This window comes from Acidovorax sp. (genome assembly GCF_021287135.1).
Taxonomy (GTDB): Bacteria; Pseudomonadota; Gammaproteobacteria; order Burkholderiales; family Burkholderiaceae_C; genus Acidovorax.
This window is the reverse complement of sequence record NZ_JAJTBB010000020.1, coordinates 101,795-128,570: the sequence shown is the minus strand read 5'-3', so window position 1 is coordinate 128,570 and position 26,776 is coordinate 101,795. Positions and strand designations below refer to the sequence as shown.

Annotated in this window: 19 protein-coding genes; 4 read left to right on the top strand and 15 right to left on the bottom strand. The window is 70.7% G+C overall.

Annotation, left to right across the window (positions count from 1 at the left end; all coding sequences use genetic code 11):
- Positions 1–83: 83 nt before the first annotated feature.
- The 10 genes from ssb to LWW96_RS04615 all read right to left on the bottom strand — a co-directional run bounded on the left by ssb (position 84) and on the right by LWW96_RS04615 (position 14,462).
- Positions 84–632 (bottom strand): single-stranded DNA-binding protein, encoded by a 549-nt coding sequence (gene ssb, locus LWW96_RS04660; protein ID WP_291484507.1) that lies wholly within the window; start codon positions 630–632, stop codon positions 84–86.
- A 359-nt stretch (positions 633–991) separates the two neighbouring features.
- Positions 992–2,179 carry an MFS transporter gene (locus LWW96_RS04655; RefSeq protein ID WP_291484536.1) on the bottom strand — a complete coding sequence of 396 codons (1,188 nt, stop codon included), beginning with the start codon at positions 2,177–2,179 and terminating at the stop codon, positions 992–994.
- A gap of 181 nt (positions 2,180–2,360) precedes the next feature.
- Positions 2,361–6,359: an IPT/TIG domain-containing protein gene (locus tag LWW96_RS04650; RefSeq protein ID WP_291484506.1), complete on the bottom strand. Its 3,999-nt coding sequence runs from the start codon at positions 6,357–6,359 to the stop codon at positions 2,361–2,363.
- A 277-nt stretch (positions 6,360–6,636) separates the two neighbouring features.
- Entirely contained in the window at positions 6,637–7,689 is a 1,053-nt protein-coding gene (locus LWW96_RS04645; RefSeq protein WP_291484505.1) for a helix-turn-helix domain-containing protein, read from the bottom strand.
- Between the two features lie 20 nt (positions 7,690–7,709).
- Entirely contained in the window at positions 7,710–8,342 is a 633-nt protein-coding gene (gene cysC / locus LWW96_RS04640; protein ID WP_291484504.1) for an adenylyl-sulfate kinase, read from the bottom strand.
- Between the two features lie 99 nt (positions 8,343–8,441).
- Entirely contained in the window at positions 8,442–11,975 is a 3,534-nt protein-coding gene (locus tag LWW96_RS04635) for an IPTL-CTERM sorting domain-containing protein (protein ID WP_291484503.1), read from the bottom strand.
- A gap of 47 nt (positions 11,976–12,022) precedes the next feature.
- A complete protein-coding gene (locus LWW96_RS04630; protein ID WP_291484502.1) occupies positions 12,023–12,565 on the bottom strand; it encodes a tail fiber protein in 543 nt (180 codons plus the stop codon).
- Between the two features lie 15 nt (positions 12,566–12,580).
- Positions 12,581–13,096, bottom strand: coding sequence for a tail fiber protein (locus LWW96_RS04625; RefSeq protein ID WP_291484501.1), 516 nt, complete (start codon positions 13,094–13,096; stop codon positions 12,581–12,583).
- Between the two features lie 15 nt (positions 13,097–13,111).
- Positions 13,112–13,630: a tail fiber protein gene (locus LWW96_RS04620; RefSeq protein ID WP_291484500.1), complete on the bottom strand. Its 519-nt coding sequence runs from the start codon at positions 13,628–13,630 to the stop codon at positions 13,112–13,114.
- Position 13,631: 1 nt separating this feature from the next.
- Positions 13,632–14,462, bottom strand: coding sequence for a GNAT family N-acetyltransferase (locus LWW96_RS04615; protein ID WP_291484499.1), 831 nt, complete (start codon positions 14,460–14,462; stop codon positions 13,632–13,634).
- A 202-nt stretch (positions 14,463–14,664) separates the two neighbouring features.
- Between LWW96_RS04615 and uvrA the strand changes: the two genes are divergently transcribed.
- Positions 14,665–17,718, top strand: a complete 3,054-nt coding sequence (uvrA, locus tag LWW96_RS04610; RefSeq protein WP_291484498.1) for an excinuclease ABC subunit UvrA — start codon at positions 14,665–14,667, stop codon at positions 17,716–17,718.
- Positions 17,719–17,787: 69 nt separating this feature from the next.
- Here the strand turns inward: uvrA and LWW96_RS04605 are convergent, their stop codons facing one another.
- Together LWW96_RS04605 and LWW96_RS04600 are read right to left on the bottom strand one after the other, a co-directional pair.
- A complete protein-coding gene (locus tag LWW96_RS04605) occupies positions 17,788–18,762 on the bottom strand; it encodes an alpha/beta hydrolase (protein WP_291484497.1) in 975 nt (324 codons plus the stop codon).
- 175 nt (positions 18,763–18,937) lie between these two features.
- A complete protein-coding gene (locus LWW96_RS04600; RefSeq protein ID WP_291484496.1) occupies positions 18,938–19,492 on the bottom strand; it encodes a hypothetical protein in 555 nt (184 codons plus the stop codon).
- 204 nt (positions 19,493–19,696) lie between these two features.
- Here LWW96_RS04600 and ompR point away from each other — a divergent pair, with 204 nt between their 5' ends.
- Together ompR and LWW96_RS04590 are read left to right on the top strand one after the other, a co-directional pair.
- Positions 19,697–20,440, top strand: a complete 744-nt coding sequence (gene ompR / locus LWW96_RS04595) for a two-component system response regulator OmpR (protein WP_291484495.1) — start codon at positions 19,697–19,699, stop codon at positions 20,438–20,440.
- Entirely contained in the window at positions 20,437–21,864 is a 1,428-nt protein-coding gene (locus tag LWW96_RS04590; RefSeq protein ID WP_291484494.1) for an ATP-binding protein, read from the top strand. Before ompR ends, LWW96_RS04590 begins: the two co-directional genes overlap by 4 nt.
- Positions 21,865–21,909: 45 nt before the next feature.
- Here LWW96_RS04590 and LWW96_RS04585 read toward each other — a convergent pair whose 3' ends face one another.
- Positions 21,910–23,889: a methyl-accepting chemotaxis protein gene (locus tag LWW96_RS04585; protein ID WP_291484493.1), complete on the bottom strand. Its 1,980-nt coding sequence runs from the start codon at positions 23,887–23,889 to the stop codon at positions 21,910–21,912.
- Between the two features lie 325 nt (positions 23,890–24,214).
- Between LWW96_RS04585 and LWW96_RS04580 the strand changes: the two genes are divergently transcribed.
- Positions 24,215–24,658, top strand: a complete 444-nt coding sequence (locus LWW96_RS04580) for a hotdog domain-containing protein (RefSeq protein ID WP_291484492.1) — start codon at positions 24,215–24,217, stop codon at positions 24,656–24,658.
- Positions 24,659–24,757: 99 nt separating this feature from the next.
- Here LWW96_RS04580 and LWW96_RS04575 read toward each other — a convergent pair whose 3' ends face one another.
- Together LWW96_RS04575 and LWW96_RS04570 are read right to left on the bottom strand one after the other, a co-directional pair.
- A complete protein-coding gene (locus LWW96_RS04575) occupies positions 24,758–25,762 on the bottom strand; it encodes a succinylglutamate desuccinylase/aspartoacylase family protein (RefSeq protein WP_291484491.1) in 1,005 nt (334 codons plus the stop codon).
- Positions 25,759–26,736 (bottom strand): tripartite tricarboxylate transporter substrate-binding protein, encoded by a 978-nt coding sequence (locus LWW96_RS04570; protein ID WP_291484490.1) that lies wholly within the window; start codon positions 26,734–26,736, stop codon positions 25,759–25,761. The genes LWW96_RS04575 and LWW96_RS04570 overlap by 4 nt, the downstream gene beginning before the upstream one ends.
- Positions 26,737–26,776 lie beyond the last annotated feature (40 nt).

Below are 26,776 nucleotides of genomic sequence, written 5' to 3'. Positions count from 1 at the left end.
GCAAAAGAAAAGCCCGCGGCACAGGCCGCGGGCTTGCGAGGGGAACGTGCCGCAAGGCCAGGCCTGCGGCTGCGTACGGGGCGTCAGAAGGGAATGTCGTCGTCCATGTCGTCGAAACCCGACGCGGCGCGGGGCGCCTGCTGCACCGGGGCGGGCGCGGGGCGGGGAGCCGGGGCCGCCATCGGGCGCGGCGCGGGCGCGGCGCGGCGCGGCGCCTGGTCGTAGCCGCCGCCACCCTGGTCGCCGTAGCCGTCGTCATAGCCGCCTTGCTGGCCGCCGCCCTGGCCACCCATGCCCTGGCGGCTGCCCAGCATCTGCATCTGGTCGGCGCGGATTTCGGTGCTGTACTTTTCCACGCCGTTCTGGTCGGTCCACTTGCGGGTGCGCAGGCTGCCTTCCACGTACACCTGCGAGCCCTTGCGCAGGTACTGGCCGGCAATTTCCGCCAGGCGGCCGTTGAAGACCACGCGGTGCCATTCGGTGGCTTCGCGCATTTCGCCGGACTGCTTGTCCTTCCACTTGTCGGTGGTGGCAATCGTCACATTGGCCACCTGGTCGCCGCTGGGGAAGGTGCGCATTTCGGGGTCGCGGCCCAGGTTGCCGACGATGATGACTTTGTTCACGGATGCCATGGTGCTTCTCTGCCTTCAGGGTTGAAAGCGCCGGATTTGGGGAAAGATTCCGGGCGCCAAAACGCAGCATTGTGCCGCAATGGGGGTCTCAGAACCTGTTCAAGATCTTTTCGGGGATCGCATTGGAGTGCCATCGGGATGGGTGGAGGCTCCGGGTGCGCCGCATGGGCTCATGCCCATGCAAGCAGCTGGGGCGTGCACCCGCCCGATTTCACTCCAACCCTTCGGGCAAGGGCCTTGCCGGGCGGTCTGCGGCGTTGCGGCGCTTGCCAATAGCCGGGCTATTGGCCGCGCACCGCGCCTTGCATCCCATCCCGGCAAGGTGCTTGTGCGACCCCGAAAAGACCTTGAACAGGTTCTCAGTGGCCGCCCGTGCCGCCGCGGCCCACGGGGCGCAAGGGCCACGTCAAGACCAGCCACGCAGCGCACAGCACCGCCGTGGCCGCAAACAGCCCGGTGGGGCCGGTCCACTTCGCCAGCGCCCCGCCCAGGGCGCCTCCGGCAAACAGGCCCAGCGACTGCAGCGTGTTGTAGCTCCCCAGGGCCGCGCCCCGCAGGGCCGCGGGGGCCATGCGTGAGACCAGGCTGGGCTGGGTCGCCTCCAGGGCATTGAAACCGCAGAAGAACAAGAACATGAGGGGCCCGAGCACCCACAGCGTGGGCGCCGCGCCGCTGGCCGCCAGCAGGCCCAGGCCCAGCTGCACCAGCAGCACCAGGGCAATCGCACCCAGCAGCGCGGCGCGCAGCCGGCCCGCGCGCTCCAGCGCAAACAGGCCGCCCATCGCGCCAAACGACAGCACGACGGCCGGCAGGTAGACCTGCCAATGCGCGCTCTTGGCCAGGCCTGCCTGCACCAGCAGCGCCGGCACGGCCACCCACATGGCCAGCTGCACCGTGTGCAGCACGAACACGCCCAGGTTCAGGCGCAGCAGGTCCGGGTGGCGCCACACGTCTGCCAGGCGGCCGCGGGGCGCGTCCGCATGCTGGGCGGGTTCCGCTGGCACCCACCAGACCACCACGGCGATGCCCGCCAGCGCCAGCGCGCACGTCAGGCCGAACAACCCCGGCAGCCCCACGCGGGCGGCCAGCGCCGGCGCCAGCACCAGCGCCACGGCAAACATCAGCCCGATGCTGCCCCCCACCAGGGCCATGGCCTTGGTGCGCACGGCGTCGCGCGTCTGGTCGGCCAGCAAGGCGGTCACGGCCGCCGAGACGGCGCCGGCACCCTGCAGGGCCCGGCCCACCAGCAGCCCGGTGAGCGAGTCGGCCAGCGCGGCCAGCAGGCTGCCCCCGGCAAACACCAGCAGCCCCAGCACGATGACGCGCTTGCGGCCGAAGCGGTCGGATGCGATTCCCAGGGGCAGCTGCAGCACGGCCTGGGTCAGGCCGTAAACGCCCATGGCCAGGCCCACCAGGGCGGGGTCGTCCCCGCCAGGGTACTTGCGGGCTTCCAGGGCAAACACGGGCAGCACCAGGAACAGGCCGAGCATGCGCAGCGCAAAGATGAGCGCCAGGCTGATGCTGGAGCGGCGCTCCAGCGGGGTCATCGCATCGGTGCGGGGAACGGGGGGCTGCTGCGGAGAGGAGGGAGATTGCTGCGGCACGGTGGTGCGCTGTGGAGCCAGGCGGTTGGAGGGAAGCCGCGATTTTCCTCCATCCCCCGCAGGCCGTGCCGCCGGGGCGCCAAAAGGCCACCGGCGCCGGGGAAGCCGGCGCCGGCAGGACGTGTCAGCGGCGGAGCTTACGGCGTGCCACGCCGCCCAGTGCGGGCAACGCCAGCGCCAGCCAGGCCAGCGCCCACGGCCCCAGCGCCGGCACGGGGGTTGCGCCCGCGCCCGGTTCCACCGCCAGCAGCACGGGCATGCCGGGGTCCGTGATCTGGCCGGGCACGGTGTCGCTGTCGCCCAGGCCGCCGTCGGTCAGGGTCAGCGTTACGCTGCGCCGGTCCGCCGCGAAATCGGCGGCGCTGGCCGGCAGCGGGTACCAGTGCGGCTGCGCACAGGCCGTGGCCCCCGTGCAGTTCAAGCCCTCCGGGCTGGGGCCGTGCTTGTAGTACACCGCGCCCGGAGGCACGGGCTCGCTGTAGTGCACCGTGACCCGCGCGCTCGACCCTGCCGCACCGCCGGCCAGCGTGAGCTGCAGCGGCAGGTAGGGCGAGCTGGCGCCCTGCGGCAGCGGGGCCGGCAGGCTGCCCTGCACAGCGGCCTCGCCCAGGGTCCAGCCGTTGTTGCCGGTCGCGGGCAGCGCCAGGGCGGTACGCCCGCCGGTGCCGCCGGCCGAGGCCCAGGGCGCCGAGCAGCGCGGCGAATCCGCGCCTCCATGGGTGCCCGCGCAGGTCCAGGCGTGTTCTCCATCGGCCGAGGCCACAGCGCTGGCCACGCCGGCGCTGCACAGCCCCGCGCCGGAAGGCGCCAGCAGGGCAGCCTGGCCGGCCGCCGCGCCGCAGGCTCCGGCGAGGGGGGTGTCGGCATAGACAAAACCGCTGGCCAGCGTGGCCGTGCCGTCGGCGGTGGTGACCTGCACTGCGGCGGGCCCGGCAGGATGCGCCGGGGTGACGGCGGTGATCTGGGTGGCGCTGTTCACGGTGAACGACGGCGCGGCCGTGCCTCCAAAGGTGACGGACGTCACGCCGACAAAGCCGGTGCCGGTGAGCACCACGCCGGTGCCGCCTGCCGGGGGAGCGCTGGCGGGGCTGGCGCTGGCCAGCGTAGGCGCGGCCTGCACGAAGGTGTAGCTGGCGCCCGTGGCGCTGCCACCCGGGGTGGTGACCTGCAGCGCGGCAGTGCCGGCCGCGTGCGCGGGGGTGACGGCGGTGATCTGCGTGTCGCTGTCCACGGTGAAGCTGGCGGCGGGGACGGTGCCGAAGCGCAGCTCGGTGGCGCGGGTGAAGCCGCTGCCCGTGAGGGTGACGGTGGCACTGCCTGTGGCCGGCCCCTGCAGGGGCGTCACGGCGCTGACCACCGGCGTGGGGGCGAACAGGTAGCTCATGGCGCTGGTGGCGCTGCCTGCGGGCGTGGCGACCTTCACCGGAACGCTGCCAGGGGGCTGCGAGCCGGGCGTGGTGGCGGTAATCTGCGTGTCGCTGTCCACGGTGAAGGACGGCGCGAGCGCGGTACCAAACCCCACCACAATGGCGCCGGTGAACCCGGTGCCCGTGATGACGACCGGCGTGGCCTGGCCGGCTGGGCCGGCGTCCGGAGCCAACCCGGTGATGGCGGGCGGCGGCGCAAAGGTGAAGGTCCCGCCGGCGGCGGTGCCACTGTGCGTCACAACCTCCAACGGCACGGCGCCTGCCGCATGGTCGGGAAGGGTCACGTTGAGCTGGCTGTCGCTGAGCACCGTCCAGCCGATTGCGGCAGTGCCTCCAAAACGCACGTCGACGACGCCGGACAAGCCGCTTCCCGAGATCAACACAGTGGAGCCGCCCGCCAAAGGCCCGCGGTTGGGCTGCACTGCCGTGATGACGGGCGCGGCCACGTAGGCGAAGGTCGCGCCCGAGGCCACGCCGCCCGGCGTGGTGACCTGCACGGCCGCATTGCCCGCTGCGTGCGCCGGTGCGGTAGCGGTGATCTGGCTGTCGCCGTTCACCGTGAACGACGGCGCGGGCGTGCCGCCGAAGCTGACAGCCGTGGCGCCAGTGAAGCCGCTGCCGCTGAGGAGGACCTGGGTGCCGCCCGCAACAGGCCCGCTGGACGGTTGCACAGCCGTCAGGGTGGGGGTCGTCACGTACGTGAACCGGGCGCTGGCGTCCGTCTGGCCGCCGGGGGTGACCACGGACACCACGGCATTGCCCGGCGTGCCGGCTGGCGTGGTGGCAGTGATCTGTGTGTCGCTGCGCACCGTCATGCTGGGCGCCAGCGTCCCGCCAAAGCGCACGCCCAACGCGCCGGTGAAGCCGGTGCCCGTGATAGTGACGGCCGTGCCGCCCGGGACCGGACCGGTTTGCGGGGCAAATCCGGAAACGGTGGGCTGCGGGTAGTTGTAGGTGTAGCCCACGTTGCCAGTCCCGCCGACCGTGGTCACGACCAGCGACACCGCGCCAGCCGCATGCGCAGGCGCCACGGCATCGATCAGTGTGTCGCTGACCACGGTGAACTGTGGGGCGGGCGTACCGCCAAAAGCGACAGACGAGGTGCCCAGGAAGCCCTGGCCGTACACCAGCACGGCCGTTCCACCGGCCACCGGTCCTGCGGCGGGTTGCACGCCAGACACGCTGGGTGGCCCCACGTAAGTCAGCACCAGTGGCTGGCTGCTGCCCCCCAGGCTGGTCACGCGCACCTCGGAGCTCCCCGCAGAACGTGCGGGGGCTGTGAAGGTGATCTGGGTCGCGGTGCGGCTGATCCAGCTGATCCCCATGCCGTCGACGGAGACGGAAGCACCGGCCAGGTTCTGTCCGTTGAGCGTGACGGTGGAGCCACCGGCGACAGACACTTGTGCGGGACTGATGCTGTCCAGCACCGGTACCGCGGTGTACTCGAAAATGACAGGGTTCGAGGTTCCGCCCAGCGTGGTGACCACCATGGGCACCACGCTCGCACCGGTGCTGGCCGGCGTCACGGCGGTGATCTGGCCGTCATTCACCACTGTGACGCTGTTGGCACTGGTGCCGCCAAAGGTCACGCCTGTGGTGGTGGCCAGACCGGAGCCGGTGATGGTGACCAGGGTGCCGCCCGCCTGCGTCCCGTAGCCCGGCGACACATTGGAAAGCGTGGGCGCGCCCAGCGCGGAGAAGGAACCGGTGGCGGTGCCAAAAGGTGTCGCAACCTCCACGGCCACCGGCCCAGGAGCCATGGCAGGCGTGATGGCGGTGATCTGGGATCCGTTGGCTGTAAAACCAACGGCCGTTCCGCCAAAACGTACCGCAGTCACTGAATCGAAATCCGCGCCGTGGATCACGACTTGCGTGCCACCGCTGGCCGGCCCCTGCGCGGGCTGCACGCTGGCAATGCTGGGCGCCGCGCGGTTCACGTAATTGAAGCTGGTAGCGCTGGCGGCTGTACCGAAGTCATTGACCAGTTCCACCACGGCAAGGCCTGCAGGGCCTGCAGGGGTAGTGGCCACCAGGCGCGTGTCGCTCTCGGCCGTGAAACTGGCGGCGTTTTGACCGCCAAAGCGCACCGCGCGCACATCGGACAGCTGGCTGCCGCTGATCACGACCGGGGTGCCGCCCGCTGTGGGCCCCTCGGCCGGCGCGATGCCGACCACCGTGGGCGGCATCGCCACCACGCCGCGCACGCGCATCGAGACGGTGCTCTCGCCCGTACGCCACGTAGTGCCGCCGTTCTCACTGAATAGGCCGAAGTTATCGTCCGCCGCCAGCGCAAGGGTGTAGCTGGAGGGGACGCCCACTTCAGGCCGCAGGATCACCCACAAGTTCGAGTTGGCGGCCGCCGTGAATGTGCCTGTGAAGGTACGCTCGCCGTAGCTGAGCTGGTCCATGGCGAAGGGCTCGCAGTTGACAGGGGTGGTGTTGCTGCCTTCTTCGCAGACCTGCATGTCCAACCGGCCCGTGCCCGAACGGGAGGCAACATTGATCTTTACCTCCTCGACTGTCACCGGGTTCGGCCCCACGGCGATGCGGTTGCCCAGCCATTGGCCGCTGCCGCTGACCAGGGTTACGTTGTAGACGTGCGCAAAGTCATCGAACAGCATGTAGGCGGCAGCCGGGCCGCACAACGCGAAGGCTGCCATCAGCAGGGCAGCAAGTCGGTAGATCAAGGTTCTCATGGGCGCGGAGGTGTCCTGCAGTGGGGGTAACGGTGCAAAGCGCACCCCCCGGCACCGCATGGGCCTCGTGCTTTGGCATCAAAACAAGCTCCTGCGCCCATCGGACAAGCGCAATAAGCTATATTTTTAATAGCAAGCAACAGTGCGCACCGCACCCTGCCGGCCACGGTGCCGGGGAATGCCTGCGATCTTGCGGGTGCCTGGCCCGCGCGGCTTGACTGGGCGTCCAGCGTTTCTTGACTGGCCGTCTCCCGTCTCCCGGCGGCGGCGGGAGGCGTCAGGCCGGCTGCAGGCCGCGCACCCAGTCTGCGTATTCCGCGGTGGCGTCCCGGCCGAAGCCGTCGCCGCGGGCCCCGGCGGCCCCTCCGGCGCTGGCGCGGCCGGCCGTGGCACGCACGTCGCTCGGCGTGAGGCCGAACGCCGCGCGGAAGGCCCGGCTGAAGTGCGCTTCGCTGGCAAAGCCGGTGCGCGAGGCAATCTCGGCCACGCGCAACCGGCGGTTGGCCGGGTTGGCCAGCGCGTGGAAGGCGCGCGCCAGGCGCCGCTGCTGCACATAGTGCGCCACGCCCCCCAGCGGCTCGAACAGGCGGTACAGCAGGCTGCGCGAGATGCCGAAGGTGCGGCACAGCAGCTCGGGGCTGAGCGGCGTGCCCAGGTTTTGCGCAATGTGCCGCTGGATGCGCGCCAGGGTGACGCCCTGCACCTCTTCGCGGGCCTGCGCCAGCGTGCGCTGGTTGGGGCGCAGGCAGGCGGCCAGCATCTGGGCGGTGGCCTGCACCACGGCCGGCGCCTCGGCCAGGGTCACCTCCGGCAGGCGCTGGTGCAGCGACCGCAGGTAGTCGCTCAGCAGCCCGTTGAGCACGGTGCCCTGGCGCAGCACCGCGCCGTGCAGGTCCGCCAGGGTGGCGCCTCCCAGCGCCTCGCCCAGGGTTTCGCGCGGCACGACCAGCGACAGCACGTGCGAGGGGGCCGCGTGCGTGCGCTGCGTGCGTCCCAGGTCGAACACCGTGATGTCGCCGGCGCGCACCTGCATGTCGGCATGGTCATCGTGCTGGCCCACGAAGCCGCCGCTGCGGTACCACTGCACCAGGTAGTGGTCCACCCCGTCACGCGCTACGCGCGCGGCGCTGCGCGAGAACTGCTGTGAGCTGAAGTGCAGGTCGCCCGCGAGCAGCGCGCCGAGGTGGTGGGCGGTGACGGACGCCTGGAAACGGTCCAGCCCGTCGTGCGCTAGCGGCGCCACGTCGAAGATGACTGCAATGCTGCTGCGCCAGGCTTCGAAGCGCTGTTCGCCCTGCAGGACATCGGTGGTGAAGACGGTGGAGGGCAAAGAGTTGGGGCGGTGCGGCATCAGTCTGTGGCGGCAACGTTGCGGGGGCCGGCGGTATCCAGCCGCTCCACCAGGCCGCGCACGCACTGCTCCACGCTCCACAGGTGCGTGGGCAGCACCAGGTCGGCCGCCAGCGGCGGCTCGTAGGGCGAATCGATCCCGGTGAACTGCGCCAGCGTGCCTGCGCGGGCCCGGCGGTACAGGCCCTTCGGGTCGCGCTGCTCGGCGACGGCCAGGGGCACGTCCACAAAGACTTCCAGGAAATCACCGGGCGCAAACAGCCCCCGTGCGGCGTCCCGTTCGGCCCGGAACGGCGAGATGAAGGCCACGATCACGATGACCCCCGCATCCACGAAAAGCCGCGCCACCTGCGCGATGCGCCGGATGTTCTCGGCGCGGTCCGCGTCCGAGAAACCCAGATCCCGGTTCAGGCCCTGGCGGATGGCGTCGCCGTCCAGGAGGTAGGTGCGCCGGCCCAGCCCGTGCAGCTCGCGCTCCAGGGCGTGGGCCAGGGTGGACTTGCCGGCACCAGACAGGCCGGTCAGCCAGACCACCCGGCCGCGGTGGCCGCCCAGCCGCTCGCGGTCGGCGCGGGTGACCGAGGTGGCGGAGGTGGCGGGCAGCGAGGGCGAGTAGAGCGGGACTGTGGGCATGGTCGCTAGGCAGGGTATTGGCGGCAGCGGCCTACCGTACGGAGTCAGGGCGCGGCAGCGGGGCACCGCGGCCGCCGCCGCCCTTTGCAGGCGCGCGCCTCACAGGCGGCGGTGCGGCAGCTGCCGCCGCCACTGCTGCCACCACCCCAGCACGCCGGCCAGGACCGACAGCAGCAACACGCCCCAGGCGTTCAGGGTGGGAATCCCGGTGGCCGCCAGGGGCACGGCCAGAACCACGGGGTCGACGAACTGGCCGTTCACCGCACCGTCGTCATCGCGCACGCCGCCGTCCTGGATCGTGTAGACCACCTGGTTGCCGCTGATGGTGGGCGTGAACGGCTGCCACGGCGGCGTGGCGGCCGCGTTGTACTTCATCAGCACGGCGCCGGCCGGCACGGGGCTGGGGAAGGTGAGGGTGACGGTCAGCACGCTGCCCGGATCGCACTGGGCTGCGGTGAAGGCCGCCATGTTGTACGGGAACGTGAAGCCCGCCGGCGGCGCGGTGGCGACCGAGGACACCGCCGCAAACGAGGTGGCGGTGAAGGTGCAGGTGGGGCTGCTGTTGGCGATGGAGACCGTCATGCCGCTGGCCCCGTCAACCACGCTTTGCAACGGCGCACGCACGGCGGACACCGTGTACGTCTTGGTGGTGGTGCCGTCGGGCGCCGTCACGACCACGGTCAGCGGGTTGCTGCCGATGTTGAGCGTGACCGGGCCCGATGCGGCGCCGCTGGCCACGGGCGTTCCATTCACCGTCACCGTGGCGCCGCTGGCGGCGACCGTGGGAGTCACCGTGAGCGAAGTGACTGCATGGGCCACCGAGGCCGTGTAGCCCGTGGTGCCCGCGCTGAAGGCCGGCACCAGGGATCCGCTGCTGAGCGCCAGCGCCGACAGGTCCGCATTGGCGGAGGGGGCCACCGTCACCGTGTACGCCTGCGCCCCCGTGAAGTTGTTGGCATCGGTGGCGGTGACCGTGAAGTTGGCGGCGCCCACCGCAGTGGGCGTGCCCGACAGCACGCCCGTGGAGACGTTCAGCACCAGGCCCGCAGGGAGGGCACCGGCTGTCACGGCGTAGCTGTAGGGGGCCACACCGCCGCTGGCGGTCAGCGTCTGGTGGTAGGCCGTGCCGACCGCCGTGTTGGGCAACGAGGCCGGCGAAAGCACCACCGTCGGCGCCGTGACGGTGAGGGTGAAATTGCTCACCACGCCGTAAGGCGACCCCACCCCCGTCGTGGAGTCTCGCGCGACGATGGTGAAGTTGAACGCTCCCGCCGCGGTGGGGGTGCCAGAGATCACCCCCGCGGTGGAAAGCACCAGCCCGGGCGGCAAGGCGCCTGCGTAGATCGAGTACACATACGGCGCCGTGCCCCCTCCAGCCACCACATTCCGGCTGAAGGGCACGCCCGCGACCGGGTTCGGCGTCACGTTGAAGTCCAGGGTAAAGAACGGAATAGTCACGGCCATGCTGTAGCCGCGGGATCCGGCAAAGCCGCCGTTGTCTGTCGCCGTCACGGTGAAGTTGAATGCACCGGTCGCCGTGGGCGTGCCGGTGATGGCGCCCGACGTGGTGTTCAGCGCCAGGCCCGGCGGAAGGGCCCCGCCCGTCACCGCGTAGGTGTACGGCGCCGCGCCGCCACTGGCCGTCACGGTCTGGCTGTAGGCGGCGCCTGCCTGGCCGTTGGGCACCGTGGTCGGAGCGACCGTGATCGTGGGGGCCGTGATGGTGAGCGTCAGCGGCTGGCTGGCGCTGCTGTACGGACCGGTGGCAGGGGGCGTGGAACTGCTGCTGTCGGTGGCACGCACGGTGAAGCTGGCGCTGCTGATGGCCGTGGGCGTGCCAGAGATCGTGCCGTCAGGCGCCAGGTTGAGCCCCGCCGGCAGGCTGCCGCTCGTCAGCGCATACGTGTACGGGCCGGTGCCTCCGCTGGCGCCCGCCAGGGACTGGCTGTAGGCCACGCCCACCGCGCCGTTGGGCAGCGCGCCGGGCGTGTACCCGATGGTGGGCGGGTTCACCGTGACGGACACCGTGGCGGGGGCGGAGGTGCCGCTGCCGTTGGTGGCGGTGTAGGTGAAGCTGTCCGGCCCACCGTAGCCTGCGGCCGGCGTGTAGGTGATGGTCACGCCGCTCGCGACGGCGGTGCCGTGGCCGGCGGGGGAAGCCACGGCCACGCTGGTCGCCGTGCCGGTGATGTTCAGCGTGATCGGGTTGCTGCTGCTGCCGTAGGCCACAGTGGCGCTCACGGCGTTGGCCACGGGGGGCGGAACGTAGGTGAACTGGTCGGCCGCACTGGTGGCGCTGGTGCCGCTGGGCGTGGTGACCCGCACGTCCACCGTCCCCGTGCCCGCGGGCGCCGTGGCGGTGATCTGGGTGGCGCTGTTGACGGCGAAGCCCGTCGCCGCAGTGGCACCGAAGGTTACCGCCGTGGCGCCGCCAAGGCCGGTGCCGGTGATGGTGACGGTGGTGCCGCCGCCCGTCGGGCCGCTGGTGGGCGCGATGCCGGTCACCGTGGGGGCCGGCACATAGGTGAACTGGTCGGCCGCGCTGGTGGCGCTGGTGCCGCCCGCCGTGGTGACCCGCACGTCCACTGTCCCCGTGCCCGCGGGCGCTGTGGCGGTGATCTGGGTGGCGCTGTTGACGACAAAACCCGTGGCCGCAGTGGCACCGAAGGTCACCGCCGTGGCGCCGCCCAGGCCGGTGCCGGTGATGGTGACGGTGGTGCCGCCTGCCGTGGGGCCGCTGGTGGGCGAAATGCTGGTCACCGTGGGCGCCCCGACGTAGGTGTACTGATCGGCCGCGCTGGTGGCGCTGGTGCCCCCGGCCGTTGTGACCGTGACGTCCACGGTGCCGGTGCCGGCGGGCGCGGTGGCCGTGATCTGCGTGTCGCTGTTCACCGTCGTGGTGGCGGCGGCGACGGCGCCGAACTTCACCTCCGTCTGTGTGGGGGCGTTGACGCCCAGGAAGCCGGTGCCGGTAATGGCGACGCTGGTGCCGCCTGCGGCAGGGCCGGCGGTGGGCGAAATACCGGTCACCGTGGGTGTGGGGGCGATGCCCAGGTCGTCGATGGCGAAGTACCAGTCCTGGTCAGACACAAACTTCACCGAGTCCACGCCGGTGAGGCCCAGGTAGAAAGACTCCAGCTGGCTGGAGCCCGGGGTCACATTGAGCGTGACCGTTTTGATCTCCGTGGCGCCCAGATAACCCGTCACCGTGATCGTGGAGTTGGTGCCGTAGCTGTAGATGCGCACGCCGCTCACGTTGAAGGTGTCGCCCCCGGTCGCCGCCCGGAAATACGCCGTGGAAGGCGAGCTATCCCCCCCGTCCTCCGGGAAAGCGAAATCACCCTGCAATGCGCAGTTGCCGCAGGTCGTGTATTCCGCAGCTGCGGCGTAAACCCATCCGTGGGCATCGCCAGACGTGGCCCCATCAAACGCAATGCCGTTGATATTGCCGGTGATGGGAGCCGTACCCGCTGGCGGGGCATTGCCGCTACCAAAGTCCACCAGTCCCGTCGTGATGGCCGCCTGCGCGGGCAGGGCCAGGGCCAGCAGCACGGCCGCGAGCCACACAAACCAGAGGCGCACGAAGTGGGACGCTGTCTTTTTGCCCGACACGGGCGCTGGGAGGGTGTGCATGGCAAGGGCTCTCACAACGGTGAATGCGATGGGCACGGGACGGGGTGTCAGCCGCGCACGGGGAACTCGCCCGACAGGCAGATGCAGAAGTTCAGCGCCAGATAAGGCTGCATGTTGTTGTGCGGCTGTCCGCCGCCCGTGAAGGGCGCCAGCGCATTGGCCGCCAGCGCGGTGGTGGCCGCGCCGGTCGCGTAGGTGGGCCGGGGGCTGGGTCGCGCCCCGGGAACCAGCCCTTTCGCCAGGAAATTGCCCTGCGGCACGGCGGCCGTCGCGTTGGCGCCTTCCGCTGTCACTGCGTGGGTGTGCTGCGGCATTTCGCTGGGCAGCAGCGTTTCCGACTCCGTGCCGGCCAAATCCCCCACGGTGCGGGGCGTGAGGCCGGGTGCGTCGCCGCTGCCCATGGGGGCCACGCCCTGCAGGTTGGGCAGGCCAAAGGACGAAACGCCGTTGCCGCCGAACTGGATGCCGATCACCGAGAACAGCGCCGTGTTCTGCGAGATGGGCACCAGCTGGCCCTGGCAAAAGGCCCAGTGCACCGGGGCAAAGTCGAACGCAAAGGCGCGGATCTCGCCATAAAAGGGGTCTGCCATGGGGGGCCTCCTGGCTCAGTTGCGGGACGGGAAGATGCCGTTGATGGCGATACACCAATTCACCACCAGCGAAGGCTGCATGTTCTCGTGTGCCAGCCCCGCGCCGCTGGAGGCAACGGCCGCCGCGGCCAGCGTGGCGGAGCCCGGTGCCGCATACGCGGCGGAGGCGGCGTTGGCCGTCTGCGCCAGCACCCCATTCGCGGGATTGTTGGTGGTTGCCAGGCCGGTGGTGCCGCGCAGCGCATGGCTGTGTGATGGCACTTGCGCGGTGGTCAGCGCCACGGTCTCGGACCCGCCGTTGGTGCCGAGCGGCAGACCGCCGCTCTGGGTCTGCCCGTACCCGACGGGTGTGCGCCCGCGCAGATCGGGCAGCGCGAACGTGGTCTGCCCGTTGCCGCCATAGCGCGTTCCCAGCAGGGAGAACAGGGGCTGGTTCTGCGCAATGGCCAGCAGGCTTCCGTTGCACACCGCCCAGCCCTTGGGGATCATGCCGAACGCGAAGGCGCGGATTTCGCCAATGAAGGGGTCCATGACGTGTTCCTTTCTTCAGTTGCGGCTGGGGAAGATGCCGTTGAGGCAAACGATGAAGCTCAGCGGCATCGAAGGCATCACGTTGTTGTGCGGCATTCCCCCGCCCGCCACGTCAACCGTGCTGCCCGCGAGGGCCTGCGGCGCGGTGGTGCTTGCGGCATACAGGTTGAAGCCGGTCACGGCGGCAGGCGCCAGGCCCGCGGGGTTCACGTTGCTGGCAGCGGCGCCCGCGGCCAGGGCGTGCGTGTGGGCCGGGGCGTTGTTGGCCAGCAGGGTGACCTGCTCCACCCCCACTTGCTCCCCCAGGACGCGCAGGCTCAGGCCCGGCCCCTGCCCCACGCCGATCGGCAGCCGCCCCCGCAGGTCCGGGACGGCGAAGGTCGTGACCCCATCCCCGCCGTACGTGGTCCCCAGCAGCGCATAGGCGGCGTCATACTCCGCAATGGGCAGCAAGCTGCCATCGCAGAACGACCAGTGTTGCGGCGCGAAATTGCCGGCAAAGAGGCGAATTTCGCCAATGAATGCCTCGCTCATGTCAGGGGTCCTCCTCGGGCGATGGAACCGTGCGGGTGATGACCGCCTGGTACAAAAGCTCCCCCGCCGCGCCGCCCATGACGGGGCCGAGGAACAACGGAAACCGCCCCAGCTGGGGGTGCACCAGCACGTAGGTGTCGTGCGCCGGCCGGCCAAAGTCCGGGCCCGTGAAGGTCAGCGAGCCGCTGTGGGTGCCTGGCCGCTGCCGGATGGCGACATCCGCCAGCCGCAGTGGCACGGCCGCCTCGCCCCCCGGCCGCTGCAAGAGGAAATCGGTCCCCACGCAGGGCTCGAAGGCCTGCAGCGCAGGGAGTTCGCCCAGCGCGCTGGGGCGCCGCAGGTACAGGTAGACGTCCTTGTCGGCCTCCACCTGGAATCCCAGGCGTTCGTAGTACCCGAGGATCGGGTTGTTCCTCTCGACATGCAGGGTGAGCGGGATGCCGTTGCCGTCGGACTCCACGGCCAGCGATTCCATCAGCAGCCGGCCGATGCCCTGGCGCCGCCAGGCCGGCAAGAGCGCGATGTCCACCACCCGGGTCTCGCGCGGGGCGCGGTCCAGGTAGAGCCGCCCGGCCACTTCGCCGTCGCACAGCACCAGCAGGAACGAAGGATGGGCGTAGGCGGACTGGTACTGCGTGTGCTGGAAGGAGAACTGCTGGCGCACGAACGCGTCCCAGGCCGCGTCGGGCCAGCCCAGCATGCGGCGCTCCTCTTCGCGCGTGGAGGCAAAGATGGCCAGCAGCGTGGCTTCGTCTTCAGGTCGGATGGGCCGCAGGGCCAGGCGGCTGGGCGCCATCCGGGGGCTGGATTCGCTGGGCGGCGAAATGCTCATACGGGTGGATCGGCCCAGCGTCCTCGGACTCTTCGCCAGGCTTAGATTGTGAAAAATTATTAAAAATGAGTATAGGCACAACCGTTGAAAAATGCCAAAAGTGCTTTCCCGGCGTCGCCCTGGCGCCGCGGCGGTTGTAACGGAGGCCCTGGCATGGGGCCGCGCCCCTATCATGGAGGGTTCGCCCTTTTCCGCCGCGCCCATGCCCGTCTCCGCCCCCGCTTCCGATGCCGCTCCCGATGACGGCCTGTACCTGGCCCGCGCCCTGCGCGAGCAGCGCATCAGCATCCGGGGGGCGCGCACGCACAACCTCAAGAACATTGACCTGGACATTCCGCGCAACCAGCTGGTGGTGATCACCGGGCTGTCGGGCTCGGGCAAGTCGAGCCTGGCGTTCGACACGCTGTATGCCGAGGGGCAGCGGCGCTACGTGGAGAGCCTGTCGGCCTATGCGCGGCAGTTCCTGGGGCGGCTGGACAAGCCCGATGTGGACCTGATCGAGGGCCTGTCGCCCGCCATCAGCATCGAGCAGAAGGCCACCAGCCACAACCCGCGCTCCACCGTGGGCACGGTGACCGAGATCCACGACTACCTGCGCCTCTTGTACGCCCGCGCCGGCACGCCGTACTGCCCCGACCACGGCCTGCCGCTGGCCGCGCAAACGGTGAGCCAGATGGTGGATGCCGTGCTGGCACTGCCCGAGGACACCAGGCTCATGCTGCTGGCGCCCGTGGCGCGCGAGAAGAAGGGCGAGTTCACCGAGCTCTTTGCGCAGATGCAGGCGCTGGGTTACGTCCGCTTCCGGGTGGATGGTCAGATCGTCGAGCACGAGAGCCTGCCGGCGCTCAAGAAGACCGAGAAGCACAACATCGACGTGGTGATCGACCGCCTCAAGGTGCGCGCTGACATGCAGCAGCGCCTGGCCGAGAGCATCGAGGCGGTGCTGCGCGTGGGCGGCGCCGAGGGCAACGGCCGCGTGCTGGCGCTGGAGATGGATTCGGGCCAGGAGCACCTGTTTTCCAGCAAGTTCGCCTGTCCGGTGTGCAGCTACTCGCTGGCCGAGCTGGAGCCGCGCCTGTTCTCGTTCAACTCGCCCATGGGCGCGTGCCCGGCATGCGACGGCATCGGCCAGCGCGAGGTGTTCGATGCGGCGCGCGTGGTGGCCTTCCCCACGCTCAGCCTGGCCAGCGGCGCCATCAAGGGCTGGGACCGCCGCAATGGCTATTACTTTGCGATGCTGGAGAGCCTGGCCGCCCACTACGGCTTTGACGTGGAAGCGCCGTTCGAATCGCTGCCGGCCAAGGTGCAGCAGGTGGTGCTGCACGGATCGGGCGAGGAGGAGATCGCGTTCAGCTACATCCTGGACAGCGGCCCCAACAAGGGCAAGGTGTACAGCAAGAAGCACCCGTTCGAAGGCATCCTGCCCAACATGGCACGGCGCTACCGCGAGACGGATTCGGTGGTGGTGCGCGAGGACCTGGCCCGCTTTCGCAGCAGCCAGCCCTGCCCCGAATGCCATGGCACGCGCCTGCGCCGCGAGGCCCGGCATGTGAAGGTGGGCGAGGGCGCGCAGGCCCGCGCGATCTTCGAGGTGAGCCACGACACCCTGGCCAGCGCGCACGCCTGGTTCCAGCAGCTGCAGCTCACGGGCGCCAAGGCCGAGATCGCCGACAAGGTGGTGCGCGAGATCACCACGCGGCTGCAGTTCCTGAACGACGTGGGCCTGAACTACCTGAGCCTGGACCGCAGCGCCGAGACGCTCTCGGGCGGCGAGGCGCAGCGCATCCGCCTGGCGTCGCAGATCGGCTCGGGCCTCACGGGCGTGATGTATGTGCTGGACGAGCCCAGCATCGGCCTGCACCAGCGCGACAACGACCGGCTGATCGCCACGCTGCAGCACCTGCGCGACATCGGCAACAGCGTGATTGTGGTGGAGCACGACGAGGACATGATGCGAGCCGCCGACCATGTGATCGACATGGGCCCGGGCGCGGGCGTGCACGGCGGCCGCGTGATGGCGCAGGGCACGTACGACGCGGTGCGCAGCCACCCTGAATCGCTGACGGGCAAGTACCTGTCCGGCACGCTGTCGATTCCCGTGCCCAAGCGCCGCACGCCCTGGCTGCCGGTGCTGGACCAGCCCGCGCCGCCGCCTGCGCCGCCCAAGGGCAAGTCGCGCTTCCCGCAGACCGAGGCGAGCAAGCGCCGGGCCGAGCGCATGGCCGAGCACCACGCCCGCCAGGGCGCCGTGCAGGCGCTGCGCGTGGTGGGCGCCACGGGCAACAACCTCAAGGACGTGAGCGTGGACTTCCCGGTGGGGCTGCTCACCTGCGTGACGGGTGTGTCGGGCTCGGGCAAGAGCACGCTGGTCAACGACACGCTGTATGCCGCCGTGGCGCGCCAGATCTACCGCGCCCACGAGGAGCCCGCGCCCCACGAGGAGATCGTAGGCATCGAGTACTTCGACAAGGTCATCAACGTCGACCAGAGCCCCATCGGCCGCACGCCGCGCAGCAACCCGGCCACCTACACGGGCCTGTTCACCCCCATCCGCGAGCTGATGGCCGAGGTCAACACCGCCAAGGAACGCGGCTACGGCCCCGGCCGCTTCAGCTTCAACGTGGCCGGCGGCCGCTGCGAGGCCTGCCAGGGCGACGGCGTGGTGAAGGTGGAGATGCACTTCCTGCCCGACGTGTACGTGCCCTGCGACGTGTGCCACGGCCAGCGCTACAACCGCGAGACGCTGGAAGTGCTGTGGAAGGGCAAGAACATCGCGCAGATCCTGGAGCTGACGGTGGAGGACGCGGCGGCTTTCTTCAAGGACGTGCCGACCATCGCGCGCAAGCTGCAGACATTGCTGGACGTGGGCCTCTCCTACATCCGCCTGGGCCAGGCGGCCACCACGCTGTCGGGCGGCGAGGCGCAGCGCGTGAAGCTGGCGCAGGAGCTGAGCAAACGCGACACCGGCCGCACGCTCTACATCCTGGACGAGCCCACCACCGGCCTGCACTTTGCCGACATCGACCTGCTGCTCAAGGTGCTGCACCAGCTGCGCGACGCGGGCAACACCATCGTCATCATCGAGCACAACCTCGACGTGATCAAAACCGCCGACTGGCTCATCGACATGGGCCCCGAGGGCGGCGCGGGCGGCGGCACCGTGGTGGGCGTGGGCACGCCCGAGGACCTGGCGGCCAACCCGGCGAGCCATACGGGGCGCTATCTGGCGCCTTACCTGCGGGAAAAATCTGAATGAAAATGGCCGCTAGCGCTTATCAGCAAAGCGCTAGCTGCTATAAAAATCAGAGCAGATTGCACCCTCGCATCATTGCAGGCGGCGTGCCACTTCCAGGTCCAGCGACCCCATGAAGGCTTCCACCGCCCGCGTGTAGTCGCTCTCCAGGCCCAGCGTGGCGTTGATCTCGCCGTGGTTCAGGTCCTGCGGCAGCACCTCGGCCCGGCCACCCTGGTTGCGCACGTGGCGGGCCAGGGCGTCGGCCTGGGAACAGGGCTGGTCCGCCCGTTCGGTGGAGCACACCAACTGCACCGGCGGCGCGCCCACCGTCCACTGGTGGAAGGGCGACAGCGCCACCCAGTAGGCGGGGTCGCTGCCGAAGGCGTCGTCGTACAGCGGCAGGTGCGGCGCGCGCATGTAGGCGGGCACGTTCATCACCGCGCTGTCCAGCGACACCGTGCCCAGCCAGGGCCAGGCCCCTTCGCGCAGAGCCTGCGGCGCCCGGGCGTTGAGCAGGGCCACCAGGTGGGCGCCCGCCGAGTGGCCCATGAGGATGAAGCGGCTCGGATCCCCGCCCCAGGTGCCCGCGCGCTGCTGCGCGGCCATGAGGGCGGCCTGCACGTCGCGCTCTTGCACGGCCACCGGCGTGTCGGGCAGCATGCGGTAGTTGATGGAGATGAGGATGAAGCCCTTGGGCACCCAGCGGCTCACCTTCTCCTGCACCACACGGCCCATGGCCTTGTCGCCATAGCGCCAGCCGCCGCCATGCACCATGAAGATCACCGGCGCGCGCACCGCGCTGGCCACCAGGCTGGTGGCGCCTGCGCCCGTGGGGCTGGTGGGCACGTACACATCCATGCGCTGCGCCGGGTCCGCGCCGTAGGGCACGTCGGCAATGCGCTGCACGCCTGCGGGCAGGGCAGCCGGGGCGGCAGCGGCCTGCCTTTGCGCGATGAGGGCGCGCAGACGGCCCCCGTTTTGTGCGGGGGCCTGGGCTTGCGCGCTGGCGGTGCCGAGGCTGGCGACAGCCAGGGCGGTGACGATGAGCAGATGGCGCAGGGACATGGCAAAGCTCCTGTCAGGGTAAAAGGTGGAGGGCGGGAATGAGAAGGGACGATGGAGAAGGGCGGCTCTAACCCAACCGTTCACGCTGAGCCTGTCGATGCGCCGCGCAAGGCGCAGGCAGGCTCAGCCCGAACGGATATTTCTAGCGCAGAAAGGCCAGGCACCGGCAACGAAATCAAGGCCGCGTGGGGCAGGCCATGGCCGCGCCGCTGGCGTCGTAGCAGGTGGCGCTGCGGCTCAGGCCGCTGTCCTGGCTGTAGCTGCTTTGCGTCTGCACGCTGTTGCCGGTGGCCGCGCTGGTGGCGGTGGAGGTGCGCGCTTGCGTCACGGTGCCGTCGGCATTGCGCGTGGCGCCGCCGCTGCTTTGCAGGCTGCCCTGGGCATTCCGGGCCGACAGGCTGCCGCTGTGGCTGGCGCTGCCGTCGGCGTTGCGCGTGGTGCTGCCCTGGCGCACGGCCACCCCGCCCTGCGTGCCCACGGCAGCGCCCCGGCTCGTCACGCTGGCGTTGCCTTGGCCATCAGCGGTGGCCGTGCGGCCGCGCAGCACGGTGCCGTTCGGGCCGCTGCGGGCCACGCCGGTGTGAGAGGCCATGCTGCCATCGGCGTGGTGCTCCACGCGGTGGCGGGTACGGGCCTGGGCCTCGGCGGGCGCGGCCAGCGCCAACCCGGCGCTGAGCCCCAGGGTGGCGATCGCGGAAAGAAGCACGGCAGAACGGGGCAGCATAGGCATGGCAATGAACTCCTGGGAGGGTGCCTCGGGATGTGGGGCATGGAAGGACTTTGCCCGCCAGGTGTGAGCCAGTGATGGCTGAAATCCGCCGGTGTATGACAAACCATGACAAACGCCAGCCGCTGTGTCATGGCTTGTCATGCCTGCGGCTGCGTCCCCCTCGGCAGCGCCTACCATTGCCAGCATTGCCCTGAGTACCCGCCCATGACCGACACCCTGGCCAAGATCCTGGTCGCCGATGACGAGCCCGACCTGCGCGCCCTGCTGCAGCGCTATCTGAGCGACCAGGGCTACACCGTGCGCACGGTGGAGGGCGCGGGGCCCCTGGATGTGCTGCTCGCGCGCGAGCGCTTTGACGTGCTGGTGCTCGACGTGATGATGCCGGGCGAGGACGGCCTGTCCATCTGCCGCCGCCTGCGGGCGCAGGGCGAGACCATTCCCATCCTGATGCTCACCGCCCGCGGCGACCCGGTGGACCGCATCGTGGGCCTGGAGATGGGCGCGGACGACTACCTGCCCAAGCCCTTCAACCCGCGCGAGCTGCTGGCCCGCATCCAGGCCATGGTGCGCCGCCAGCGCCTGCTGGGCGCACACGCCGGGCCGCAGGGCGTGCAGGAGCGGCTGGCATTTGGCGACTTCGTGCTGCTGCCTGCGCAACGGCGGCTGGAAAGGGCGGGCGAGGACGTGCCCCTGACCACCGGCGAGTTCGCCCTGCTGCTGGCGCTGGCGCAAAACCCGCAGCGCCCGCTGGGCCGCGACCGGCTCATGGCCCTGGCCTACGGCCCCGACCACACGGCCACGGACCGCAGCATCGACGTGCAGGTCATGCGGCTGCGCAAGCTCATCGAGGCCGACCCGGCCCAGCCGCGCCACATCCGCACGGTGTGGGGCGTGGGCTATGTGTTTGTGCCCGACGGCGCCGCGCCTGCCAGCGGGGGCCGGCCATGACTGAACCCGCATTTCTGCAGACACCAGCGCCCGGGCCAAGGGGCCGGTGGCCCCGCAGCCTGCTGGGCCGCAACCTGCTGCTCATGGCCGTGCTCATCGTGCTGGGGCAACTGTGCGCGGCGGTGCTGGTGCGGCAGATGATCTTCAAGCCCCGCGTGGCGCTGGTGGCCGATGGCGTGGCACGCAATGTGGCCGCCATTCGCGCCGGCTTGCAGACGCTGCCGCCGCCGCAGCGGCAGGCGTTTGTGCAAGCCTTCAACGACCAGGCCGCGCAGACGCAGGCGCACGCCCGGGCGGCGGCTCCCGGCAGTTGGCGCGCCGTGCTCTCGCCCATGGAGCGGCAGTTTGTGCGCGCGGTCACGCAGCAGCTGGATGCTGCACAGGGCGCGCGCACGGCTGCGTCGGCCGAGCCGGTCTGGCGGCGCGACCGCAGCGGCGTGCTGTCGCTGCGTGTGGTGCATGAGGGAGCGCAAGGGCCGGAAACCTACTGGCTCAACCTGCCCAGCGTGTTCCCCACGCGCGAGTTCACGGGCGCCTGGCTGCTGGCCACACTGGCCAGCATGGCGCTGGCGCTGGCGGGGGCGTGGTGGCTGCAGCGCCACCTCAACCAGCCGCTGCAGCGCGTGGTGCAGGCCGCGCAGCGCCTGGCCCGGGGCCAGCCGCACGAGCCGCTGCCCGAGGACGGCCCCACCGAGATCGCCACCGTGGCCCGCAGCGTCAACCACATGGCGCACAGCCTGGCCCAGGCCGACCAGGAGCGGGCGCTGATGCTGGCCGGCGTGTCGCACGACCTGCGCACCCCGCTGACGAAGCTGCGCCTCTCGGTGGAGATTGCCGGCCCGCAGATCGAACCCGATCTGGCCACGCGCATGGTGCGCAGCCTGGACGAGATGGACGCCATCCTCGGCCAGTTCCTGCACTTTGCCCGCATGCAGGAGGCCGAGCCCGCGCAGCCCGCGGCGCTCAACGACCTGGCCCAGGCCATTGCCCAGGCGCAGGCCGACCATGGCCGCAGCGTGACGCTGGAACTGGGTGCGCCGCCCCCTGCGCCCGTGCAGGCCCAGGCCCTGCGCCGCGCGGTGGACAACCTGGTGGAGAACGCCTGGCGCCACGGCGCAGCGCCCGTGGTGCTGCGCACGGGCCGCACGGCGGGTGACGTCTGGATCGAGGTACAAGACCACGGCCCGGGCCTGCCCGCCGCCGAGCTGGAGCGCGTGCGGCAGCCCTTCGCCCGGGGCGAGGCGGCCCGCAGCGGCCGACCCGGCGCCGGCCTGGGCCTGGCCATTGCCGACCGCGTGGCGCGCAGCCACGGCGGGCGGCTGGAGCTGCACAGTGCGCCCGGGCAGGGGTTGCGGGCGCGGCTGGTGCTGCCGATCGGCGCGGTGCCCGCAGGCTGTGCGCAGGCCCGCCGCGGCCCCGGCTGACCGGACGCGGCCGGGTTGGCGGGGCGAGGCCGGGCTGGCGGGGCGCTACTGCGCGGGCAGCAAGCCGCCGGGCCCGCGCACCCAGCTGCTCCCGCTGTCGCCGCCCAGGCGGAACAGCGACACCACCTGCACCAGGTCCTCGGCCTGGTTCTTCAGGCTGCCGGCCGCGGCGGCCATTTCCTCCACCAGGGCGGCATTCTGTTGCGTGACCTGGTCCATTTGCGTGATGGCCTCGCCCACCTGGGCCACGCCCAGCGACTGTTCATGGCTGGCCGTGCTGATCTCGCCCACGATGTCCGACACGCGGCGGATGGCGTCCACCACCTCGGTCATGGTGGCTCCCGCGCGGTCCACCAGGGCCGTGCCCTGCCCCACGCGCTCCACGCTGGCGCTGATGAGGGCCTTGATTTCGCGGGCGGCCTCGGCACTGCGTCCGGCGAGCGAGCGCACCTCCGACGCCACCACGGCAAAGCCGCGGCCCTGCTCGCCGGCGCGGGCCGCCTCCACGGCCGCGTTGAGCGCGAGGATGTTGGTCTGGAAAGCGATGGAGTCGATCACGCCGATGATGTCCGCGATCTTCTGCGACGAGGCGTTGATGCCCTGCATGGTGTCCACCACCTGGGCCACCACCTCGCCGCCCTGCACGGCCACCGTGCTGGCGCTGTGGGCCAGCTGGTTGGCCTGGCGCGCGCTGTCGGCGTTCTGGCGCACGGTGGAGCTCAGCTGCTCCATGGACGCGGCGGTCTCCTCCAGCGCGCTGGCCTGGCTCTCGGTGCGGGCGGACAGGTCGGTGTTGCCCTGTGCGATCTGCACGCTGGCCGTGGCCACGCTCTCCGAGCCGCTGCGCACCTGCCGGACCACCTGCGTGAGCTGGCTGCGCATCTGCTGCAGGGCCTGCAGCAACTGGCCCACCTCGTTGGTGCCGTGGGGCAGCGGCGCGCCGCTGAGGTCGCCCTGCGCCACTGCGCGCGACAGCGCCACGGCCTGCGACAGCGGCCCCGTCATGGAGCGCACGAACACCAGGGCCAGCGCGCTGGTGGCCGACAGGCTCAGCACCAGGGCCAGCGCCACGCCCAGCAGGCTGCGCTGCAGCGCCGCCACGCGGTCCTGCAAGGCCTGGTCCAGGCGGGCCATGGACAGGTTGTTGAGTCCGTTGAGCGCCTCGATGGTGCGCGTGAAGGCGTCGAAATAGTCCTTGGACGCCAGCTGCAGCTCCGCGGCCTGGATCACATCGCGCTCGGCCATCTGCAGGGACTGCTGGATCTGCTGCTGCACGCCCTGCGCGGTGCTGCCCAGGGCACGCTCCAGCCCGGGGTCGCCCCGCAGCGCGCGCTCCAGGCCGCGGAAGGTCTCGGCCTGCAGCTCGGCGACGCGCTGCTGCAGCACCAGCAGCTGGCCCCGGGTCTGGGGCGTGAGCTCGCGCTTGTTCAGGGCGCCGGCGCCCTGGGCGCGCAGCAGGCCCAGCTTCTCGCCCAGCATGGGCGCCTGCGCCAGGGCGGCCTGGACGAGGGCATGGGTGCCCGGCTCGGGGTCCATCTGCAGCCCGAAGGTGTGGACCAGTGTTTCGTTCAGCTGCAGCAGCGTGGCGATGAGCTGGGTGTGCTGCGCCGTGCTCTGGGCGGGCTCGATGGTGCGCGCCGTCACCGCCTGCTCCAGGGTGCGCCACGCGGCCTGGGCCTGCGTCCAGGTGGCCATCGGGCCGGCGGGCACCTGGGCCGCAGTGAAGCGGGCGCTGGCCTCCTGCAGGGCTGCCTCCACCGCGTCGCGCGCGGCCGGGCGGCGCGCCGCCAGGCTTTCGTCGCCGCCGAGCAGGCCCACCGACAGCCCGCGGTGGACCTGCATCTGCTGCACCAGGCGGGCCAGCGCCTGCGCGGGCGGCACGCCCTGGGCTTCGTAGCGGGCTTGCTGGATGTCGCGCAAGCCGTCGCGCACCACCAGGTAGGTGGGCAGCGCGCTCATCATGAGCCCGAGCGTTCCCAGGATGAGGAATTTTTCAAGCAGGTTCAACCGGTGCAGGAGGGACATGGCAGCAGGCGCACGGGTGCGTGCGCGGAAAAAAGGGCATGCCGAGATGCACGGGTCAGACGCTGGCCAGCGGCGCTCAGCACAAAATTTCGGAACGGTTCTCATTCCGAAGGCTTGGTCGTAACGCAATGTAGGTTTCTGTCGCCAGTAGGGTTTTGACGCACGTCAAGTCCGCGGACGCGTTCCCCCCGGGCTGTCCCGGACGCCGGGGCGTGGCGCTGGGCCGGCGGGCGCACCCGCCCCGGGCACGCAGGGCGGCACCCGGCCGGGTGCCAGGCTGGGGAATAATCGCACCCGACCGCCTCCCCACCCCCTGGAGACCCGTATGCATTCCATGACCCTGCGTTTTCTCGCCTCCGAAGGCGTCGCGCCCGCCGGCGGGCGCGTGCCTGGCGGCGCCGTGCTGCGCTGGGTGGACGAAGCGGGCTTTGCCTGCGCCAGCGCCTGGGCCAAGGGGCCGTGCGTGACGGAGCTGGTGGGAGGTGCCCGCTTTCTGCACCCGATCCGGCCGGGCGACCTGGTGGAAGTGCATGCGCGCCTGGCCTCGACCACCAGTTCCGCCATGCACCTGGCGGTGGAGGTGCGCAGCGGCGACCTGCACGGCGGCCCGCTGCATGAGGTGCTGCATTGCGTGGCGGTCTACACGGCCGTGGATGGGCGCGAACAGCCCCGTGCCGTGGACGAGTGGGTTCCGGAAACGCCAGGCGACATCGCCCTCGCCCAGCGGGTGCAGGTGCACCTGGACGCCGCACGGGCCGCAATGCCGTAGGCAGGGCGGCGGGGCAAAAATTTCAATGAAATCGCCCGCTAGCGCTTTCTGGACAAGCGCTAGCAGCTATTAAATCAATAGCATTCGATTCAACCGCGGCTACAGCACCCGGCGCCGTGCATAGCGCACCACGGTCACGCCGGCCCGGGCCTGGCGCACCGATGGCATGACCAGCACGCAGTCGTCGTAGGGGGTGGTGACCGCAACGCCGTCGTTGTCCCCGATGACCGTGCCGGCCTTCTCGATGCGCTCCAGCCCGGTGAAAGGCTGCGTGAAGCGGAACGCGCTGCTCGTCGCCACGACGGGGCCGGTCACCTCCAGCGCCCACTGGCAGGGCGCGTCGGGCAGGCGCCAGCCCGGCAGCTGCTGCGCCAGGGTGGACGCCGCCACAGCGCCCGACTGCTCCAGGAAGCGCACGCACTGGTCTTGCGCCACGGCGCGGCTGGCGGGGTCGCCATGGAAGCCGCACTCGATGAGCAGCGAACGGGTCCCGTTGTCGGCCAGGTCGCCAAAGCGGCCGTAGTCGCGCATGCGCACGCCGTCCTTGTGGCCCGCGTCCACCACGATGTGCTCCGGCGACCGCATGGCGCGGGCCAGCTCCAGGTTGCGCGGCTGGATGCCGGTGAGCAGCAGCGGGGCCGAGGGCTCGTGCATGGAATGGATGTCGAGCAGCCAGTCCGCACGCGCCACGAAGGGGCGCAGGGCCGCCGCACGGCGCCGCTCGCGGGTGTCGCCGGCGTCGATGCGCTCGTCCATCCACTGGCGGTTGAGGTCTTCGTCCGTGAAGCGCGAGGCGTCGTGGCTGCGGGGATCGAAGCGGTCAAACGCCTCCAGGTTGCAAAAGGCCAGCGTGAGCGTGCCCTGCGCCGGCCGCACGCCGGCCTCCAGCAGGCCCTTGAGCGCCCAGGCGCCGCACAGCTCGTTGCCATGCACCAGGGCGCTGACCATCACATGGCGCCCGGGCCGGCCCGAGTCGAAGTGCCACACGCCCTCGGTGCCCGTGTTGCCGGCGCGCCAGGCGCCGAGGTCGGGCGCCGGCAGCGTAAAGGCCAGGGGCGGCACGGCGGCGTTGCCGGCCTGGGAGTTCTCGGTAGCGGTGCTCATTCTTCGATCTTGGCGAATTCAACAATCTTCTTGTACTTGGCCACTTCGGCCGCGAGGAACTGGTCGATGTTCACGTTCGTGGCCGCCACAGTGGAGCCGGTGGCTTCCATCTTCTTGCGAAAGTCGGGCGACTGCAGGCTGTCGTTCAGCGCCTTCTTCACCTTGTCGAACACGAGCTTGGGCAGGTGCGCCGGCGCCATGAGCGCAAACCAGACGCCGATGTCCACGTTCTTGTACTGCGCGGTTTCCGCCAGGGCGGGGATCTCGGGCGTGATGGCCGAGCGCTTGGCTTCGGTCGTGCCCAGGGCCACCACCTTGCCGCTCTTGATGTGCGGCAGGCCGCTGGAGAGCACGAACACCCCGAACTCCAGGTTGTTGCCCAGCAGGTCGTTGGTGAGCGGCGCGACGCCGCGGTAGGGAATGTGCGTCATGAACAGCTTGCCCTGCTCCTTGACCATCTCGCCCGCCAGGTGCAGCGAGGTGCCCACGCCCGAGCTGCCGTAGCTGTACTTGCCGGGGTTGGCGCTCACCTTGCGCGTGAAGTCGGCCAGGTTCTTGACGCCCGAGCCGGCGGACGCCACCAGCACCAGGGGCTGCGACGCGATCAGGCCGATGGCGGTGAAGTCCTTGAGGTCGTACTTCACCTTCTTCGTGACCAGCTTGTTGATGGCGATTTCGTTGCTGGCCCCTACGAGCAGGGTGTAGCCATCAGGGGCGCTGCTGGCCACCTTCTGCGCGCCGATGGCACCGCCCGCGCCGCCGATGTTCTCGATCACGACAGGCACGCCCAGCTTGGTGCCCAGCTCGGTGGCCACCGTGCGCGCCGTCAGGTCCGTGCTGCCGCCGGGCGGGTAGCCGACCACGATGGTGATGGGCTTGTTGGGGTAGGCGTCCTGCGCCAGGCTGGGCACGGTGGCGGACAAGGCCAGGCCGCACACCAGCGCGGCACGGCAAAAGGAGGGGGCAAGGAACATGGCGGGGTTTCCTGAAGAAAGGGCAGCGGGGGATCGCTAG

Bases quoted from the DNA above. Each gene is read 5' to 3' on its own strand.
- LWW96_RS04615 (WP_291484499.1), bottom strand. From the start codon at position 14,462: ATGAGCATTTCGCCGCCCAGCGAATCCAGCCCCCGGATGGCGCCCAGC.
- LWW96_RS04630 (WP_291484502.1), bottom strand. From the start codon at position 12,565: ATGGCAGACCCCTTTTATGGCGAGATCCGCGCCTTTGCGTTCGACTTT.
- LWW96_RS04600 (WP_291484496.1), bottom strand. From the start codon at position 19,492: ATGCCTATGCTGCCCCGTTCTGCCGTGCTTCTTTCCGCGATCGCCACC.
- uvrA (WP_291484498.1), top strand. From the start codon at position 14,665: ATGCCCGTCTCCGCCCCCGCTTCCGATGCCGCTCCCGATGACGGCCTG.
- LWW96_RS04575 (WP_291484491.1), bottom strand. From the start codon at position 25,762: ATGAGCACCGCTACCGAGAACTCCCAGGCCGGCAACGCCGCCGTGCCG.
- LWW96_RS04655 (WP_291484536.1), bottom strand. From the start codon at position 2,179: ATGACCCCGCTGGAGCGCCGCTCCAGCATCAGCCTGGCGCTCATCTTT.
- ompR (WP_291484495.1), top strand. From the start codon at position 19,697: ATGACCGACACCCTGGCCAAGATCCTGGTCGCCGATGACGAGCCCGAC.
- LWW96_RS04585 (WP_291484493.1), bottom strand. From the start codon at position 23,889: ATGTCCCTCCTGCACCGGTTGAACCTGCTTGAAAAATTCCTCATCCTG.
- LWW96_RS04620 (WP_291484500.1), bottom strand. From the start codon at position 13,630: ATGAGCGAGGCATTCATTGGCGAAATTCGCCTCTTTGCCGGCAATTTC.
- cysC (WP_291484504.1), bottom strand. From the start codon at position 8,342: ATGCCCACAGTCCCGCTCTACTCGCCCTCGCTGCCCGCCACCTCCGCC.
- LWW96_RS04625 (WP_291484501.1), bottom strand. From the start codon at position 13,096: ATGGACCCCTTCATTGGCGAAATCCGCGCCTTCGCGTTCGGCATGATC.
- LWW96_RS04635 (WP_291484503.1), bottom strand. From the start codon at position 11,975: ATGCACACCCTCCCAGCGCCCGTGTCGGGCAAAAAGACAGCGTCCCAC.
- LWW96_RS04570 (WP_291484490.1), bottom strand. From the start codon at position 26,736: ATGTTCCTTGCCCCCTCCTTTTGCCGTGCCGCGCTGGTGTGCGGCCTG.
- LWW96_RS04590 (WP_291484494.1), top strand. From the start codon at position 20,437: ATGACTGAACCCGCATTTCTGCAGACACCAGCGCCCGGGCCAAGGGGC.
- LWW96_RS04650 (WP_291484506.1), bottom strand. From the start codon at position 6,359: ATGAGAACCTTGATCTACCGACTTGCTGCCCTGCTGATGGCAGCCTTC.
- LWW96_RS04605 (WP_291484497.1), bottom strand. From the start codon at position 18,762: ATGTCCCTGCGCCATCTGCTCATCGTCACCGCCCTGGCTGTCGCCAGC.
- ssb (WP_291484507.1), bottom strand. From the start codon at position 632: ATGGCATCCGTGAACAAAGTCATCATCGTCGGCAACCTGGGCCGCGAC.
- LWW96_RS04580 (WP_291484492.1), top strand. From the start codon at position 24,215: ATGCATTCCATGACCCTGCGTTTTCTCGCCTCCGAAGGCGTCGCGCCC.